Source organism: Halolamina sp. C58, from assembly GCF_051195095.1.
Taxonomy (GTDB): Archaea; Halobacteriota; Halobacteria; order Halobacteriales; family Haloferacaceae; genus Halolamina.
The window spans coordinates 31,330-48,305 of the sequence record NZ_JBNTJY010000001.1; the positions used below are offsets into that span (position 1 = coordinate 31,330).

The window sequence follows — 16,976 nt, forward strand, 5'->3', positions numbered from 1 at the left end:
TTTGAGACCGTGATCGCGGCTGCATCGGCATCCCGATCGTAGACCACTGGGACCGCAACAGCATCTCGGTCGCTGACCACTTGCGACCGCAGTGCGCCGAACACAAGGTTCGGCGCAGCACCGAGTCCCCACCCCTCCCCCCGCGAGCGCCGTGAGTGGCGCTCGCGAGGCGTCCACCGCCACCGCAGCCGGCGGTGGCGCGAAGCGCTCGCGCCTCCGTGCGCGAGCCGAGCGCGAGGGACGACTAACCGAACGGAGTCCTCGTGAGCGAAGCGAACGAGGGCACGGCAGAGCTTTGCTCTGCCGGAGTGAGGGAAGGAGTCGGCTGGGGAGGCATGAGGGCTGTGCGGGGCGGTGCGGCCACAAGTGGTCAGCTTCACTCCGCGGTTCTGTTGCCGGTTGCGGTCCGCGTGTCCCAGTCGACGAAACCAGATTATCCGCACCTGACCGCTAAGACAACGTCTAAGCCGGCGTCTCCTTCTCCACGTCGATCGCCACGTCCTCCACGCCGATCCGGGCGAACTGCGTGCGGATGTGCTCCCGTGCCGCCGCGAGCGCCTGCTCGCGGGTGTCGAACCCCCGGGGCATCGGCGACTCGAACGCCACCCGGATCTCCTCGCCGTCGACCTCGATGGCCGAGCCGCCGCTCTCGACCTCGTAGAACGCGTCACAGACCCAGACGTAGGCGGCGTCCTCGTCGGGCGCGCCCTTGTACGTCGGGGGGTCCTCGCCGCGCTCGAACACCGTGCCGGTGAGGGCGGTCCCGCCGCCGCGGCCGTGGACGTGAATCATACCGCAGTTAGTCGGTCGGCGCCTTTAGGGGTGCTGCCCGCGGCGCCCGTCGCGATCCCCGGGACAGGGAAAGGCGTATGGCGGGAGCCGCCCACCTCCGGGACATGAGCGATTCGGGCGATCTCGGCGACTTCACCGACTACGTCGACGGCGACGAGTCGGGGGCGACCGACGGCGGCGACGCGGCCACGGAAACCGATCCGGGCGGCGAGGGCGACGACGCGACCGAGTTCGAGCGCTACGGCGCCGAGCCGTCGGGCACCGACGAGGGACTGGGCACCGTCTCCGTCTCGCAGGGGCTGCGCGTCTCGCAGGACGGCGACGAGACGACCCTGCGGGCCTTTATCACCACCGGCAACCGCGATTCGGTCCGGCTGGGGAGCTACCTGCTCGTTCCCTATCCCGACGACGAGGCGCTGTTCTGCTCCATCGCCGCGCTGGAGTACGCACAGGAGTTCCAGTCCGACGACGCGACCGAGATCCACGCGCGCCGGCAGATGCGCCGCGAGGAGTTCGAGGAGCGCGACTACAAGTTCATGGCCGAACTGGAGCCCGTCGCGGTGATCTACGAGGAGGGCGGCGAACTCAAACGCCGGATGACCGACCGCGTGCCCAAACCCGGCGCGCTCGCTCGCGAAGCCTCGGACGAGGAGCAGATCAAGACTGGCCTCAAGATCCCCGGCGACGGCGTGTTCCTCGGCCACCTCTCCGTCGGCGGGGAGAAGGTCCGCACCGCCGCGGAGCCGCCGACGGTCGACTACCGCGTGAAAGACGAGTACGCCGACGGCGACCCGCTCGTGTTCCGGCACACACTCGTCGCCGGGGGCACGGGCTCGGGGAAGACACACGCGTCCAAGAACGTGCTCCGGCAGTACCTCGACGCGGACCGGACGTACCCGATGGACGACGGTCGAGAGGTCTCACCTGCGGTCGTGCAGTTCGACCCGCAGGACGAGTACGCCCAGATGCACGACGACAACCCCGGGATGAGCGACGCGTTCGCCCGCAAGCTCGACCGCGAGGGGATCGCCCACGGCGGCCACGACGACACCATCGCGCTGGTCCCCGTCGAGGACGGCGTGAGCTACGGCGGCGAGAACCACCGCGCCGAGCAGGTGCGCTTCACCATCCCGTTCTCGGTCGTGAACGAGTACGACATGCCGTGGCTCGTGGCGGGGAGCGGCCTGAACGACAATCAGTACCCCGCGCTGCTCACGCTCCTCAACCGTTTCTTCGCCGACTACGGCGACGACGGCACGTACGAGGAGTTCAAACGGTTCCTCGACGATCCCGGGCTCAAGGAGGAGCTCGACGAGTCCGGCCGCGTCCACGAAGCCACCTTCGACGCGGTGAAGCGCCGCGTTCGCGGGATTCCCTCGGGCATCTTCGATCAGGACGCCCGACCGATCACCGAACTCGACCACGAGCTCGTCCGGCCGGGCGGGCTGACGGTCGTGCCGACGTACCACCTCTCGACCTCGCGGGCGAAGGAGATGTTCGTGCTCGCGGTCTCCTCGCTGCTCGTCGACGACAAGCTCTCGAACTCCCCCAACAGCCAGCGGATCAAGGAGACCCCGCTGGTGCTGGGGATGGACGAGGCGCACAACTTCCTCTCCGACGCCGACACCGTGCAGGCCCAGAAGGTGGTCCAGAAGTTCACTGAGGCCGCAAAGCAGGGCCGGAAAGAGCGACTGGGCCTGTTCCTGATCACGCAGGACCCGCAAGACATCGCGGAGCCGGTGTTCAAGCAGGTGAACACGAAGATCGTGCTGAACCTCGGCGACGAGGACGCGATCTCGTCGGTCAACATCCCGACCGAGCTGGCTCAGAAGGTGCCGTACATGGAGAAGGGGCAGATGGTGGTGTACTCGCCCGACAACTCCGAGCCGGTGGAACTGATCGGGCTGAGCGAGTGTGTCACTCGCCACGGCGAGTGAACGCGAAGCGAGCTCGTGTCGGGAGCGTACAACCGACACCGTGGGGATGTGTCACCAGACACGGCGACTGACCCGTCGCGGCACGGAGCCCGCAGGACGGATGCCGTGTCTATGTGTGACTTACCACGGCGAGTAAGCGACGGCCGCCGTGCCCTCGTGCGATGACGACGTGTGCTTGGGGCTCCGGGAAGTTGTCGGATTCCAAAAGTGTAAATACGGTCCCTGCTGCGTATTTTTCATGGACCGTCATCGCCTCCGGACGAGATCGCCACATCTTCTCATGGCTTTCGGGGCGGTGCTGTTTCTGATAGCCGTCGTTCATCACGCGACCGAGATCATCGCGATCGACGGGCTGATCGGGCCGGTCGTGGCGGGGCTGTTGGACGGCTTTCTCGCGCTCGTGATCGTGTACGCCGGATACTGGCTTTCTGACACCGACCTCCTCCCGCAGGACCGCTGGCGGGTGTTCCTGTGGTGTCTGTTCGGTGCCACGATATTCGTGGTCATCATGGGGTTCTCCCTCCTCATTCGAGCGTTCGAGGGACGCGTCGTCGGTGAAGCCATATTCCCCCTGCTTATCGCGGCGGAATCGGGGGGGGATCGCGGGCGTGGTCGCGGGCTACTACGTCGGCCGTGCACGGAGCGAAGCTCGCCGCGCACGCACCGTGAGCGAAGCGCTCCGGTTCGTCAACGGCCTCATCCGCCACGACCTCCGCAACGACCTCAACGTGATCCGCGGCCACGCCCAGCTGGTGGACAGCGACGCCGAGGCGGCCGGCGACAGCCCGTCGATCATCGCCGAGAAAGCGGACGAGGCGCTCGCCCGCATCGACACGACGGGCGTGGTCGCCGAGACGCTCAGCGGGGAAGCCGAGCTCGCCCCGATCGATCTCGCGGCGATCGCCGCCGAGATCGCGAAAGGGGTCGAGGCCACCTACAGTATCACGGTCACGACGGACATCCCGGAGCAGGCTCCCGTCACTGCGAACAAGGGGCTACGGTCGGTCGTCGATAACTTGCTCGAGAACGCCGTCGAGCACAACGACGCCGACGACCCGCAGGTCCACGTCGACGTAGACGTGGGCGGCGAGACGGTCGAGCTGACGGTCACGGACAACGGCCCGGGCCTCTCGGAGGAACAGAAAGAGCGCGTGCTCTCCGGGCAGGACGGCAATAGTGGCGGGCTCTCGCTCGTCCGGACGCTGGTCGAGGGGTACGACGGCGAGCTGCGGATCGAGGACAACGACCCCCGCGGCTCGGTGTTCGTGGTGGCGCTCCCGTACGCGAACGCCGACCCGTCGTGATCGCCGGCACGAACACACCGGCGAACGCGATTCGGCAACCGGGCTTTTTACCCCGCCGCCCGAACCCCCAGCCATGACCAAGCGAATACTCGTCGCGTACGACGGGACGCCACAGGCCGAGGAAGCGCTGGAGTTCGTGATCGACGAGTGGGGCGACGCCGACGTCACCCTGCTGTACGTCATCAACCCCGTCGAGGCGGGCTACAGCGCCGGCGTCGGCATCCCCAGCGGCGGCGAGGAGTGGTTCGAGCAGTCGAAGGCGGACGCCGAGGAGCTGTTCGAGGAGGCCGACGCCGAGTACGACACCGAGTTCCGGACCGAGATCGCGGTCGGGCGGCCGCCACAGACGATCGTCGACGTCGCCGGCGGCGACAGCGACGACGTGGACGCCCCGGCGTACGACCACCTCGTCGTCGGCAGCCACGGCCGGACCGGCGTCTCGCGGATGCTGCTGGGCAGCGTCGCCGAGCGGGTGGTCCGGGAGTCGCCGATTCCCGTCACGGTCGTCCGGTGAGTCGGCCGACAGGACGGTGACGTCGACGCCACCCCCTGACTCGACGGTGACCTAATTACGAGCGACACGACAGGCATTAAACCTCGAACCGCCGGTCTCCGGTATGGAGTTCGACGACACCGTCCTGACCCGCCGCAGCGTCCACGAGTACAGCGACGAGCCGGTCGCCGAGGAGACGATCGAGGCCGTCTTCGAGCGCGTCCGCTACAGCCCCTCCAGCTACAACCTCCAGCCGTGGGAGTTCCTCGTCCTGACCGAGGAGGGGAACCGCGAGCGCCTGCAGGAGGTCGCCTACGGTCAGGAGCACGTCACGGACGCCCCCGTCGCCGTCGCAGTGCTGGGCAACACCGACCCCAGCGCCCACGGCGAGGCGGTCGCCGAGGACCAGCTCCGGAAGGGGTACCTCCCGAACGAGGAGGCCAAGGCGGGCCTGCTCGAGACGATCGAGGGGATGGCCGACCGCGACGAGGAGACCAACCGCGTCTGGGCGACCAAGAGCACGGCGCTGGCGGGGATGACGCTGATGCACGCCGCCCGCGCCGAGGGGCTCTCGACCTGCCCCGTCGGCGGCTTCGACCCCGACGCGCTCCACGAGGAGTTCGACATCGACGACCAGTACGAGCCGGTGATGCTGGTGACGATGGGCCACGCCGCGCCCAACGCCGCCGACACGAACACGCCCCGGAAGTTCCGCCGCCCCGTCGACGACATCGTCCACCGCGAGGAGTTCGAGCCGACGGAGGCCGAACTCGAGGACGAGGTCGTGACCGAGAGCTTCGCGACGCAGTAGTCGACCACGGCGCGTGACCTGCCGCGCGCTCCGTCGCGCGGCGACGGAACCTGTTGCCGTGGTCGTGCAGTAACCGATCACGGCTCGTGACCTGCCGGGATCTCTGTGTCCCGGCGACGGAGCCTGTTGCCGTGATCGTGTAGGCCGACCGGCGACGACAACGAACAGAACTATCCTCCCCGCCGACGCCGCTTCGCTATGGTCGCAGTCGAACAGGTCCTGTTCGGCGTGTTCCTCGCTGTCGGCGGCGTCCTCCTGGCGATCGACCACCCGGCGATCGACTGGCTCAACCGCTGGCTCAAGTCGGCCGGGACGACCCAGCAGCCGTCGGAGATCGAGATGGACGACAACGCCCGGCTGGTCGGGTTCGTCGTCGGGAGCCTCACGGTCGTCGTCGGCCTGCTGCTCGTCGTCGACGGGATCGCTTGAGTGCAGACCCCCGGTCTACTCCGTCCCAGCTCCCGCGCCGCCGACCACCAGCGTCGGGATTTCCGTGAGTCGGACGACTCGCTCGGTCGTGCTGCCGGCGGTGGCGATCCGGGAGAACCCGGTTCGGCCCTGGGTTCCCATGACGATCAGCTCCGCCCCGTAGTCGACCGCGGCGTCGACGATCTCCTCGGCCGGTCGCCCCCGGCGGAGGTGGCGTTCGACGGGGACGCCGCGTTCTTCGGCCAGTTCGGCCACCTTGTCCAGCGCCGCCTCGCCGACGGCTTCCTGTTTCTCGACCTCGAAGTCCCAGTGGCCGCTCGGCCCGGACTGCTCGACGACGAACAGCGCGTCGACCGTCGCGTCGAACAGCTCCGCGAGGTCGAGCGCCTCCTCGGCGGCGAGATAGCTGGGGTCGCTCCCGTCGGTCGGGATCAGTATTCGGCGGTACATGCCCCCTCAGGGGGCGCGAACCGGAATAAACGCTCGCCCTCAGACGCCCGGGACGCCCAGCGCGCCGATGTCGACCAGACTGACCCGCGAGAGGATCCACAGCAGGACGATCGCCGCCAGCCACGCGGCGAAGCCGATCCCCGCGGCGCTGACCCAGCCGCCGGGGTAGCGCCAGTTCACGACGCCGATCCACAACAGGAGCAGCAGCGCGGGCCCGACGAGGGGGATCCCGCCGACGAAGCCGAACAGCGCGTACACCAGCGCGCCGGCGGCGGCGGCGACCACGGCGTTGCCGAACGCGGGGTCGTCGCCGACGACTCCCCTCGCGCCGACGTGGATCGCGAGCGCGCCGACGAGTAGGCTGACGATACCGACGAGCAGTCCGTCGACGAGAGCCATACCCGGCCAACGCGTCGCGTCGGGGAAAGCGTGGTGGGCGACGTGGGCGGTCGGCGACAGGACGGCTCCGGGGAGGCCGAAGGCTTTAGCGGGGGTCACTGCGTTGGTCGTGACGAATGGACGAGTCGGACCTGCGGATGGACCAGCGCGTCAGGAAGTCGACCCGCGAGACCCTCCGGGAGTCGTTCGTCACCGGGCTCGCGGTCGTCGTGCCGATGCTGGTCACGGTGATCGTGCTGGCGGTCGCGTTCCAGTACGTCTACAACTACCTCTCGCTGTTCGCCGAGGGGATCGTCGCGGCCGACAGTCAGGTACAGATCCCGATCATCGGCGACATCCCCGCTAGCGTCTTCGTGATCCAGCTGATCACGCCGGTGATCCTGCTGGCGGTGATCATGGTGGTCGGGATCTTCACGAACACCACCAAGTGGGGCGAGCGCGCGGTGGACTACTTCGACTACTTCATCTCGCAGATCCCCGCGGTCGGCGGCGTCTACGACTCCTTCCGGCAGATGAGCGACGTGATGCTCGAGTCCGACACCCAGAGCTTCCGGGAGGTGAAGCTGGTGGAGTTCCCCCACGAAGGCGCGTACACGCTGGGGTTCGTCACCACCGAGACGCCGGACGCGCTGTCGGACCCGGCGGGCCACGCCGAGATGCTCACGCTGTTCCTCCCGCTGGCGCCCAACCCCGTGATGGGCGGGCATCTGGTCCACATGCCCGCCGACCGCGTGATGGACGTGGACATGACCGTCGAGGAGGGGATCCGCGCCATCGTCACCAGCGGCGTCGCCGTGGCCGGTGGCGGCGCGGCCACGAGCGGGGGGATGTCCGAGGAGCAGCTCCGGGATCTGGCCGGCGTCGAGCACGCCGACCAGCAGTTCGAACCCGGGGCGGAGTCGCCGACGATCCGCCGCTCGGAGCCGGTCGACACCGACCGATCGGATACGTACGACGAGTCGGTCGAACCCGCGCGGGCGACGACGCCCGACGACATCGCGCGCCGGGAACGCCCCGAGGCCGAGGGCCCTGCCGCCGACGCCGACACGCCCGCGGAGCGAGCCCACGGCGTCGACACGGACGACGCGAACGTCACGCCCGCAGAGGAGTCGGGCCGCTACGCCACCGAGGCCGACGCGACCGACCGGCCCCCCGCGGAGATGGCCGACCGCGACGCCGCCGATCGCGAGGCGACCGACCAACGACCGGCGGAGGCGGCCAACCGGAACGCCGAGCAGCGCGAAGCGACCGACGAGCCCCCGGCGGAGGCGGCCGGCCGCGACGCCGGCGAGCGCGAGTCGACCGATGAACGGCCGGCGGAGGCGGCCGACCGCGCGGACGACCAGCGCGAGGCCACCGAGGGTGAGCCCGAGGCGGAGTCGAACGAGGATCGGGGTGGCCGGAGCTGATGGCGGCGTTCGAGCTCCGGGAGCACACCGCCGACGTGGCGGTCGCGGCCCGCGGCGAGCAGCTCGGATCGACGTTCGCGGCCGTCGCCGACGGGCTCGCGGCGGCGATGTGTGACGAGTGGCCGGCCGCGGACGCCCCCAACGGCGGGGAGCGCGCCGGACTCCGGCTCACCGCCGAGAGTCGCGAGGCAGCGCTGTACGACTATCTCGACCAGCTCATCTACGAGCGCGATGTCCGGTCGGTGCTGCCCGTCGACAACGAGGCCGCGATGGCCGACGGCGAGGCGTGGACCGTCGACGCCAGCTACCGGGGCGTCCCGCTCTCGGCGGTGACTGCCCGGGACGTGAAGGCGGTGACGTACTCGGAGATGCGCCTCGAACGCGTCGACGGGGCGTGGGAGGCGTACGTCGTCTTCGATGTGTAGCCAGCCGCGGCTCGCGACCGGCGAGCGACGTCAGGTCGCTCGCATGAAGCGTGTTGCCGCGGCTGTGTGTAACCGATTCAGGCTCGCGACCGGCGAGCGACTTCGGTCGCTCGCGAGGAGCGTGTTGCCGCGGCTGTGTGTAACCGATTCAGGCTCGCGACCGGCGAGCGACTTCGGTCGCTCGCGAGGAGCGTGTTGCCGCGGCTGTGTGTAACCGATTCAGGCTCGCGACCGGCGAGCGACGTTCGGTCGCTCTGACTCTCAGTTCACTCCTCGACGTACTGCCGGACGAGCCCGCACTCCGGGCAGGCGTACGTCGTCGGCTTCACCTTCTCCTTCGCGCCGAGGCTCCCCAGAATTCCCTCCTTGGGCTCGTCCGTGACGAGGTGGAGTTCGAAGCCGTCGCCGGTCCGCATCGTCATCTCCTCGAGCGTGACGCCACAGTCCGGACACCGTCTCGTCGTCGCCATGGTGCCGTCTCCGTCCCCCATCGACGTAGTTCCCCCGGGCGAACGCCTTTGCCCCTCCGGACACAGTTTGGAGTATGACGCGTCACATCGCCCCCGCGGCGGCCGCACTCGGGGTGCTGCTCGCCGTCGTTCCGGATCGGGCGCTCGCACACGTCCGGTACGTCACGCCGGGTGACGGCGGGGAACGGGCCGCCGAACTGCTCGCCGCCGTCGCGGCGGACCCGCTCGCACTCGCGATGCTGTTCGGCGGCGGTGCCGGCGCCGTCGTCGCGGGCGCCGGCTGGCTCCGTTTCCGGCCGTTCCGGCTGGATCTCGCCGTGCTCAGACGGACGCTCCGGAGCTACGACGACCTCCTGCCGTGGCTCGCCCGCCTCGCGATCGGCCTGCCGATGGTCGGTGCGGGCTTCACGGGCTACCTGTTCTCGCCCGCGGCGACCGCCGACTTCCTCGGACTCCCGGGCGCGCTCGTCCGACTGTTCGGGATCGGGATCGGCTTCCTGCTCGTGTTCGGCTTCGCGACGCGGCTCGCGGCCGCGGTCGGGCTGGCGGGCTACCTCGTCGGGGTCCTGCTGAGTCCGGCGTTGCTGCTGGCGTTCGAGTTCGTCCCGGGGCTGCTCGCGATCCTGCTGCTCGGCGGCGGACGCCCGAGCGCTGACCACGTCTTCTCGCGGCTGTCGGCCGTCGGGGGGACGGTGTACCAGCGCATCGACCCCGTGCGGGAGACGCTCGCGCCGATCGGCGAGCGGCTCGCCGACCGCGACGAGTTCGTGCCGGTGATCGTCCGCGTCGGACTGGGCATCTCGTTCGTCTACCTCGGCGTCGTCCAGAAGCTGCTCATGCCGGGGCAGGCGCTGGGCGTCGTCGCGAAGTACAACCTCACTGCGGTCGTCCCCGTCTCGCCGGAGCTGTGGGTCGTCGGCGCCGCGCTGACGGAGGTGGCGCTGGGGATCGCGCTCGCGCTCGGGCTGTTCACTCGCGCCGGCTGCGGCGTCGCGATCCTGATGTTCACGACCACGCTGTTCGGCCTGCCCGACGACCCCGTGATGGCCCACGTCTCGCTGTTCGGGCTGGTGTCGGTGCTGGTGATCACCGGCGGCGGCGCGTACTCGCTCGACCGCTGGCTGGCCGAACGGTTCGGCGACGAGACGGGGGCCGACTGGCGCGGCGACGAGTCGGCGGTCGCCGCCGACTGACACGCAACGGTCTTTCTGCTCCGGGCCGCATGCCCGAGCATGACTACGAGAGAGTTCGGCGACGTGACGCTCGAGCGCGTCCGGGAGCACGTCTGGGAGATCCCACAGGAGGGCGACATGGAAGTCCCGGGCCGCGTGCTCGCGAGCGAGGCGCTGCTCGAAGACATCGGCGACGACGCCAGCCTCAAGCAGCTGAAAAACGCCGCGGCGCTGCCCGGGATGACGAAGTACGCCCTCGCGATGCCCGACGCCCACCAGGGGTACGGGTTCCCGGTCGGCGGCGTCGGCGCGATCGACGCCGAGGACGGCTGCATCTCGCCCGGAGCGGTGGGTTTCGACATTAATTGCGGAGTAAGATTACTGAAAACTAATCTCGTGTACGACGACGTGCGCGGCCGCGAGGAGGAGGTGGTCGACGCGCTGTTCGACGCGGTCCCCTCCGGCCTCGGCGGCGGCGGCGTCATCGAGGGGAGCCGCGACGCCGTCGAGGGGGCGCTCGAACGCGGCGTCGAGTGGGCCGTCGAGGAGGGGTACGCGACCGAGCACGACCTCGCGCACTGCGAGGACGAGGGTCGGCGCCCGGACGCGAAGCCCGAGTACGTTTCCAAGAAGGCCAAGGATCGCGGGATGAACCAGATGGGGAGCCTCGGCTCGGGCAACCACTTCCTCGAACTCCAGCGCGTCACCGACACGTTCGACGACGCCGTCGCCGACGCCTACGGACTGGAGGCGGGGCAGATCGTGGTCCTGATCCACTGCGGCAGCCGCGGGCTCGGCCACCAGATCTGCTCGAACTACGTGCGGAAGATCGAGCAGGACCACGGCGATCTGCTCGACGAACTGCCCGACAAGGATCTCGCGGCCGCTCCCGCGGACTCGGCGCTGGCCGAGGAGTACTACGGCGCCATGTGCGCGGCGGTGAACTTCGCGTGGGTGAACCGCCAGCTCATCACCCACCGGACGCGGGAGACGCTCGCCGACGTGTTCGAAAGCGTCGACACCGCGGACGTGGAGCTGCTGTACGACGTGGCCCACAACATCGCCAAGCGCGAGACCCACGAGGTCGACGGCGAGCAGCGCGACCTGTTCGTCCACCGGAAGGGCGCGACCCGCGCGTTCCCGCCCGGCCGCGAGGAGGTGCCCGCCGCCTACCGCGACGTGGGCCAGCCCGTCATCATCCCGGGATCGATGGGCGCCGGCAGCTACGTGCTGAAAGGCGGCGACCGCTCGCTCGCGGAGACGTTCGGCTCCACGGCCCACGGCGCGGGGCGGCTGATGTCCCGGACGCAGGCCAAATCCGAGTTCTGGGGCGGCGACGTGCAGGACGACCTCGCCGAACAGGAGCACGTCTACGTGAAAGCCAACTCCGGCGCCACCATTGCCGAGGAGGCCCCCGGCGTGTACAAGGACGTGGACGAGGTGGTCCGGGTCAGCGACGAGCTAGACATCGGCGACAAGGTGGCGCGGACGTTCCCGGTCTGCAACATCAAAGGCTGAGCTTTACGTCGGACCGAGCGCTACGGGGCGTATGCTCGAAACGCGGCGCGGTCGGTTCGTCGGCATCGCCGTCGCCATCCTCGCCGTCGCCGTCCCGCTGTCGGCGCTGCTGATCCCGCCGGACCCGTACACGCAGGTGGTCGTCGTCGTGGGCGTGGTGCTGTTCGCGCTCACGGCGGCGAACCTGCTCAGCCACCCGACGGTGTACGAACGGCTGCGGGGGGACTGATCGCTGTCCCCCCGCGTTCAGTCGCCGTGGGGACCGCTCGGACCGTTCGGGCTGTCCGGCCCGCGCGGTCGCTGCGGGCCGACGCCGATGGTGACGCGGTCGTCGCCGCGCTCGGGTTGGATCTCTTTTCCGTCCTCGAACCGGACGAACGAGAGGTAGAACGGCTCCCCGCAGCCGGAGTCGGGCGCCTCGGCGGCGTCCGGCAGTTCCTCGCCCGTCAGTAACAGCTCCTCGTCCCGACCGCAGACGAACCGGACGCCGTCGACGCCCCCCTCGTCCTCGAACGGCTCGTCCGGGGCGACGTACTCCCACCCTTCGAGTGGGTACGGCGTGACGGTTTTGTCGGCGAGATACCCCTCGCGCTCGAGTTCGTGGACGGCGCCACAGCGCGGGCAGTAGTAGGTGACGGGGTAGGCCATGGGCGCCGTAGGCGCCCGAGCGATACGTGGGTTTCGGCGGCGGTGCGGTCAGCGCCGCCGAGTCACTCCTCCCCCCGCGCGTCTACGACGAGCACGGGGATCTTCGTCTTCCGGAGCACCTTCTCGGCGACGCTGCCCAGCAGCGCCCGCGAGATGCCCGAGCGACCGTGGCTCCCCATCACGACGAGGTCGGCGCCGATCTCCTCGATCGCGTCACGGATCGCCAGCGCGGGCTGGCCGGCGCGGACGTGCTCCTCGGCGGGGACGCCAGCGGCCGCGGCGGTGTCGGCGACGTAGCCCGTCGCGTCGTCGGCGGCCTGCTTCACCTCGGGCATGTCGTCGAGGTGGCCCTGCCGGATGCGGTCCACCTGCTCGGTGCCCAGCGAGTAGTTCACGGCGTCCACGTCGATCACGTACAGCGCGTGGACGGTGGCGTCGTACTTCGCGGCGAGGTCGACCGCGCGGTCCACGGCGGCCTCGGCGGTGTCGCTTCCGTCGGTCGGAACGAGGATATCGTCGTACATTGGTCAGTCGTCCGCGGGGGTCTCGCCCCCGTCGGTCGCGACGTCTTCGGCGCTCTCCTGTCGGGACATCGGTTCGGGGCTGTGACACTGTCGGACCATCCGCTTGGTCTCCTCGGGCGGCTCCTCGGTGAACTTGGAGACGGCGATGGTGATCGCGAACACGATCGGCGTGCCGACGAGCGCGGCGCCGATCGCCGGGAACACCTGCCCGTACAGGTCGCTGAACGGCACGATCAGGTCGTTCACCACGGCGGCGACCCAGATCGTGAGGCCGACGATCATCCCCGCGAGCGCGCCCTGTCGGTTGGTGTTCTCCCACCACAGGCCGAGGAAGAACATCGGGAACAGCACGATCGCCGCGAGCGAGAACGCCAGCGCGACGAGCTCGCCCACCAGCGCCGGCGGGTCGAGTGCGGTGACGCTGACGATCGCGCCGAGGACGACGATCGTCGCTCGGCCGACGAGCACCTGCTCGCGCTGGGTCGCGTCGGGGTTAATGATGTTGGTGTAGATGTCGTGGGAAACCGCTGAGGAGGCCGTGATGAACAGCCCGGCGGTCGTCGCGATCGCGGCGGCGATCCCGCCGGCGGCGACGAGGCCGACGAACCACGTCGGGAGGTTCGACAGCTGGGCGGCGAGCACGACGATCAGGTCACCCTCGCCGCCGCTCATCCCGCCCTCGGCGGCGTACGTCGGGCCGTACTGGGAGGCGTCGTAGAGGTCGACGCCGAATGCCGCCAGCGCGGGTGCGCCCCAGTACAGCAGCATGATGAAGAACAGCCCCCACACCGTCGACTGGCGGGCGACTTTCTCGTTCTCGACGGTGTAGAACCGAACGAGCACGTGTGGCAGCCCACACGTCCCGAACACCAACGAGAACGCCGTGGCGATCCACAGGAAGAACGAGGAGTTCGCGAACGGTTCGGAGAACTCGCTGTTGAGGTCGCTGATCAGCGCCCCGTACTCGATCTGTGGGAGGACCGTGGAGTAGTCGCCGGTGAAGCCGACGACGTACACCGCGGCGAGGAACGCGACGATCAGGATGACGTACTGCACGGCCATGTTCTTCGTCGCGCCCATCATCCCCGAGAGGGTGAGGTAGGCGACGGTGATCGCCATCATGATCAGCACCATCGTCACGTAGTCCGTGCCGAACACGTACAGGCCGACCAGCCCCATCCCGCGGGCCTGCCCGACCGAGTAGACGAAGCCGATCAGGATCGTCGTCAGCGCGCCCAGCGCGCGGGCGGTGTCGGAGTTGAAACGGTCGCCGACGAAGTCCGGCGCGGTGTACTTCCCGAACCGCCGCATCTGGGCGGCGAGGAAGATCAGGAGGACGAAGTAGCCGGCCGTCCAGCCGATGATGAACGCGAGCCCGTAAAACCCCGAGAGGGCGACCAGCCCGGCGAGCCCGAGGAACGAGGCCGCGGACATCCAGTTGGCGCCGATCGCCATCCCGTTCTCGACGTTGCCGATCGAGCGGCCCGCGACCCACATCCCCTCGGTGTCGGCCACCTTGAACAGGTAGCCGACGACGAGGAACAGCGCGAGCATCGCGATCACCAGCACCGCGGGGATCGGCTTGAACGAGATGTCGAGCGCCTCCGGCAGGAGCTCGTTCGACTGGAGGACCGCGGCGTTCACGGCGGCGAGATTCATTTCGCCTCACCCCCGTCGGAGACGGCGGCCCCCTCCTCGGGCGGTGACGTGTCCTCCTCGCTCTCGGCAGGCGTGGAGTGGTCGATACCGTACTTCTCGTCCAGTCGGTCGCGCCGTCTCGTGTAGATGTACGCGAGCACGAGCGAACTGGTGGGGGCGACGAACGCGACGGCGAAGTAGTGGGCGGGGAACTGGATGATCGGGATCTCCTGGGTCATCAGCCCCGGCGCGAGGAACGTCGCCGTCACCGGCCCCCACGTGAGGATCGTCCACGCGATGAAGCCGGCCCACACCTGCTTCAGGTGGTCGCGCATGAACGGCGTCTTCGGTTTCAGGATGTTGATCTCGGTGTCGAGATAGTCGACGTCGGCCTCCTCCTCGGGAACCCCACCATCGGTGGCGAGGTCCTCGGCCGTGTCGTCCGGTTCGTGTGAGGGATTCTGTGTCATAGGTCGTGTCGTGTGTCGGCGTTGTCGGTGGTGTCTCGAAGTCGGAACACGGTCGTCAGTCCTGTACGCTGGTGCGGATCTCCTCGACGATATCGGGGTTGCGGAGGGTGGAAGTATCGCCGAGTTCGGCGCCGTTGGCGATGTCTTCCAGCAGTCGGCGCATGATCTTGCCCGAGCGCGTCTTGGGGAGTTCGGGGGTGAAGATCACCTGCTCGGGACGGGCGATCGGGCCGATCGCGTCCTCGACCCCCTCGATAATGGCCTGCCGGAGCTCCTCGTCACCCGCGTGGCCGTCCTCGGTGATGACGTAGGCGTAGACGGCTTCCCCTTTCACCTCGTGATCGCCGCCGACGACGGCGGCCTCGGCGACGCCCTCGACGCCGACGATCGCCGATTCGATCTCCATCGTCCCCAGCCGGTGGCCCGAGACGTTCAGCACGTCGTCGACCCGACCGAGCACGGTGATGTAGCCGTCCTCGTCGATCTTCGCTCCGTCCTCCGGGAAGTACACCCAGTCCTCGGGATCGTCGGAGTCGGTGTCGGAGTACTCCCGCCAGTACTCGTCGATGTACCGCTCGTCGTTCTGGTACAGCGTGCGCAGCATCCCCGGCCACGGTTTCTGGATCGTGAGGTAGCCCGCACGTCCGGGTTCGACCGGCTCACCCGTCGTGTCGAGGATCTCCGCGTCGATGCCCGGGAGCGCCGGCCCGGCGGAGCCGGGCTTCATCTCCTTGGCGCCCGGCAGGGTGGTGACCATCATCCCGCCCGTCTCGGTCTGCCACCACGTGTCGACGATCGGGCAGTTCTCGTCCCCGATGTGTTTGTAGTACCACTTCCACGCCCGGGGGTTGATCGGTTCGCCGACCGTGCCGAGGAGACGGAGACTCGACAGGTCGTGGCTGTCGGGGAACTCCGAGCCCCACTTCATGAACGCGCGGATGGCGGTGGGGGCCGTGTACAACTGCGTGGCGTCGTACTCTTCGACGATCTCCCAGAGGCGGTCGCGTTCGGGGTGGTCGGGCGTCCCCTCGTACATCATCGTGGTCGTCCCCAGCGAAAGCGGGCCGTAGACGATGTAGGAGTGGCCGGTGATCCAGCCGATATCGGCCGAACAGAAGTACGTGTCCTCGGGCTTGATGTCCAGCACCGCCTGGGAGGTCCACGCCGCCCACGAGAGGTAGCCACCCGTGGTGTGTTTCACCCCCTTCGGCTCGCCGGTCGTCCCCGAGGTGTACATCAGGAACAGCATGTCCTCGGCGTCACGTTCGACCGGTTCGACCGTCGCGCCCTCGTGGGCGGCGACGAGGTCGTCGTAGTCGTGCTGTGACTCGCCCAGTTCGTGACCGTGATCGTCGCCGTTGGCCGCGAGCCGGCCGACGACCACCGTGTCCGACACCTCGTGGTCGACGCCGCCGAGGCCCTCGTTGGCTTTCTCGAGGTGGTCGAGCGGGTCGCCGCGACGGTAGTAGCCGTCGGCAGTGACGAGGTACTCGGAGTCGGCGGCGTTCATGCGAGTCGCGAGCGCGTCGGCGGAGAAGCCGGCGAACACGACCGAGTGCGGCGCGCCGATTCGGGCACACGCGAGCATCGCGATCGGGAGCTCGGGGATCATCGGCATGTACATCGTCACCACGTCGCCCTCGCCGACGCCCATCTCCCGCAGCGCGGCCGCGAACTCGTTCACCTCGCGGTGGAGCTCTTCGTACGTGTACGTGCGGTTCTCCTCCGCGGTCGGCTCGCCGACCCACTCGATCGCGGCGTCGTCGCCCCGCTCGTCGAGGTGCCGGTCGATGCAGTTCGCCGAGGCGTTGAGCTCTCCCCCGGTGAACCACTCGTAGAACGGCGGGTTCGAGTCGTCGAGTACGGTGTCGTACTCGGTGTCCCAGTCGAGCATGTCGGCCGCGGCCTCCCAACACTCCGGCCAGTTCTCTTCGAACTCCCCGTAGATGTCGGGATCCGAGACGTTCGCCTGCTCGACGAACGATTCCGGCGGCTCGAACACGTCCTGCGCTTCGAGCCGCGCTTCCAGTTCCGCGTCTTGATCACCCATGATCTATCGCCGACGATCCACCTTCCCATCATATAAA

At 68.9% G+C, this 16,976-nt stretch carries 19 protein-coding genes and 1 pseudogene; 11 read left to right on the forward strand and 9 right to left on the reverse strand.

What is annotated here, in order from left to right:
* Positions 1-462 precede the first annotated feature (462 nt).
* Positions 463-792: a DUF7113 family protein gene (locus ACQUSM_RS00180; RefSeq protein WP_435114867.1), complete on the reverse strand. Its 330-nt coding sequence runs from the start codon at positions 790-792 to the stop codon at positions 463-465.
* 104 nt (positions 793-896) lie between these two features.
* Between ACQUSM_RS00180 and ACQUSM_RS00185 the strand changes: the two genes are divergently transcribed.
* The 6 genes and pseudogenes from ACQUSM_RS00185 to ACQUSM_RS00210 all read left to right on the forward strand — a co-directional run bounded on the left by ACQUSM_RS00185 (position 897) and on the right by ACQUSM_RS00210 (position 5,766).
* Positions 897-2,729 carry an ATP-binding protein gene (locus tag ACQUSM_RS00185; protein WP_435114868.1) on the forward strand — a complete coding sequence of 611 codons (1,833 nt, stop codon included), beginning with the start codon at positions 897-899 and terminating at the stop codon, positions 2,727-2,729.
* A 280-nt stretch (positions 2,730-3,009) separates the two neighbouring features.
* Positions 3,010-3,276, forward strand: a pseudogene (locus ACQUSM_RS00190) (ATP-binding protein); the annotation flags it as partial.
* 118 nt (positions 3,277-3,394) lie between these two features.
* Positions 3,395-4,033 carry a sensor histidine kinase gene (locus ACQUSM_RS00195; protein WP_435114869.1) on the forward strand — a complete coding sequence of 213 codons (639 nt, stop codon included), beginning with the start codon at positions 3,395-3,397 and terminating at the stop codon, positions 4,031-4,033.
* A gap of 73 nt (positions 4,034-4,106) precedes the next feature.
* Positions 4,107-4,547 (forward strand): universal stress protein, encoded by a 441-nt coding sequence (locus tag ACQUSM_RS00200; protein ID WP_435114870.1) that lies wholly within the window; start codon positions 4,107-4,109, stop codon positions 4,545-4,547.
* 103 nt (positions 4,548-4,650) lie between these two features.
* Positions 4,651-5,337 carry a nitroreductase family protein gene (locus ACQUSM_RS00205; RefSeq protein WP_435114871.1) on the forward strand — a complete coding sequence of 229 codons (687 nt, stop codon included), beginning with the start codon at positions 4,651-4,653 and terminating at the stop codon, positions 5,335-5,337.
* Between the two features lie 198 nt (positions 5,338-5,535).
* The gene (locus ACQUSM_RS00210; protein ID WP_435114872.1) at positions 5,536-5,766 is read left to right on the forward strand and encodes a hypothetical protein; all 231 of its coding nucleotides are present in this window, start codon (positions 5,536-5,538) and stop codon (positions 5,764-5,766) included.
* Positions 5,767-5,781: 15 nt separating this feature from the next.
* On the opposite strand, the gene ACQUSM_RS00215 is transcribed toward ACQUSM_RS00210, so the two are convergent.
* Positions 5,782-6,216 carry a universal stress protein gene (locus ACQUSM_RS00215; RefSeq protein WP_435114873.1) on the reverse strand — a complete coding sequence of 145 codons (435 nt, stop codon included), beginning with the start codon at positions 6,214-6,216 and terminating at the stop codon, positions 5,782-5,784.
* A gap of 39 nt (positions 6,217-6,255) precedes the next feature.
* On the reverse strand, positions 6,256-6,615 hold the full coding sequence (locus ACQUSM_RS00220) for a hypothetical protein (RefSeq protein WP_435114874.1): 360 nt from the start codon (positions 6,613-6,615) through the stop codon (positions 6,256-6,258).
* A gap of 116 nt (positions 6,616-6,731) precedes the next feature.
* Between ACQUSM_RS00220 and ACQUSM_RS00225 the strand changes: the two genes are divergently transcribed.
* Together ACQUSM_RS00225 and ACQUSM_RS00230 are read left to right on the forward strand one after the other, a co-directional pair.
* Positions 6,732-8,024, forward strand: coding sequence for a DUF502 domain-containing protein (locus tag ACQUSM_RS00225; protein WP_435114875.1), 1,293 nt, complete (start codon positions 6,732-6,734; stop codon positions 8,022-8,024).
* On the forward strand, positions 8,024-8,449 hold the full coding sequence (locus ACQUSM_RS00230) for an archease (RefSeq protein WP_435114876.1): 426 nt from the start codon (positions 8,024-8,026) through the stop codon (positions 8,447-8,449). The genes ACQUSM_RS00225 and ACQUSM_RS00230 overlap by 1 nt, the downstream gene beginning before the upstream one ends.
* A 266-nt stretch (positions 8,450-8,715) precedes the next feature.
* Here the strand turns inward: ACQUSM_RS00230 and ACQUSM_RS00235 are convergent, their stop codons facing one another.
* Positions 8,716-8,940, reverse strand: coding sequence for a hypothetical protein (locus ACQUSM_RS00235; protein WP_435114877.1), 225 nt, complete (start codon positions 8,938-8,940; stop codon positions 8,716-8,718).
* Positions 8,941-8,993: 53 nt separating this feature from the next.
* Here ACQUSM_RS00235 and ACQUSM_RS00240 point away from each other — a divergent pair, with 53 nt between their 5' ends.
* Genes ACQUSM_RS00240 through ACQUSM_RS00250 form a run of 3 tightly spaced genes read left to right on the forward strand, consistent with a single transcriptional unit; the run spans position 8,994 to position 11,838 of the window.
* Complete coding sequence (locus ACQUSM_RS00240) at positions 8,994-10,112, forward strand: DoxX family protein (protein WP_435114878.1); 1,119 nt, start codon at positions 8,994-8,996, stop codon at positions 10,110-10,112.
* Positions 10,113-10,151: 39 nt separating this feature from the next.
* Positions 10,152-11,609 (forward strand): RtcB family protein, encoded by a 1,458-nt coding sequence (locus ACQUSM_RS00245; protein ID WP_435114879.1) that lies wholly within the window; start codon positions 10,152-10,154, stop codon positions 11,607-11,609.
* A 31-nt stretch (positions 11,610-11,640) separates the two neighbouring features.
* Positions 11,641-11,838, forward strand: a complete 198-nt coding sequence (locus ACQUSM_RS00250; protein ID WP_435114880.1) for a hypothetical protein — start codon at positions 11,641-11,643, stop codon at positions 11,836-11,838.
* 17 nt (positions 11,839-11,855) lie between these two features.
* Here the strand turns inward: ACQUSM_RS00250 and ACQUSM_RS00255 are convergent, their stop codons facing one another.
* The 5 genes from ACQUSM_RS00255 to acs form a co-directional block, all read right to left on the reverse strand.
* On the reverse strand, positions 11,856-12,257 hold the full coding sequence (locus ACQUSM_RS00255; RefSeq protein WP_435114881.1) for a hypothetical protein: 402 nt from the start codon (positions 12,255-12,257) through the stop codon (positions 11,856-11,858).
* A gap of 62 nt (positions 12,258-12,319) precedes the next feature.
* Positions 12,320-12,781, reverse strand: coding sequence for a universal stress protein (locus ACQUSM_RS00260; RefSeq protein ID WP_435114882.1), 462 nt, complete (start codon positions 12,779-12,781; stop codon positions 12,320-12,322).
* A gap of 3 nt (positions 12,782-12,784) precedes the next feature.
* Positions 12,785-14,440: a VC_2705 family sodium/solute symporter gene (locus ACQUSM_RS00265; protein WP_435114883.1), complete on the reverse strand. Its 1,656-nt coding sequence runs from the start codon at positions 14,438-14,440 to the stop codon at positions 12,785-12,787.
* Positions 14,437-14,889 (reverse strand): DUF4212 domain-containing protein, encoded by a 453-nt coding sequence (locus ACQUSM_RS00270; protein ID WP_435114884.1) that lies wholly within the window; start codon positions 14,887-14,889, stop codon positions 14,437-14,439. Before ACQUSM_RS00270 ends, ACQUSM_RS00265 begins: the two co-directional genes overlap by 4 nt.
* A 55-nt stretch (positions 14,890-14,944) precedes the next feature.
* Positions 14,945-16,939: an acetate--CoA ligase gene (gene acs, locus ACQUSM_RS00275; RefSeq protein WP_435114885.1), complete on the reverse strand. Its 1,995-nt coding sequence runs from the start codon at positions 16,937-16,939 to the stop codon at positions 14,945-14,947.
* Positions 16,940-16,976: the final 37 nt, after the last annotated feature.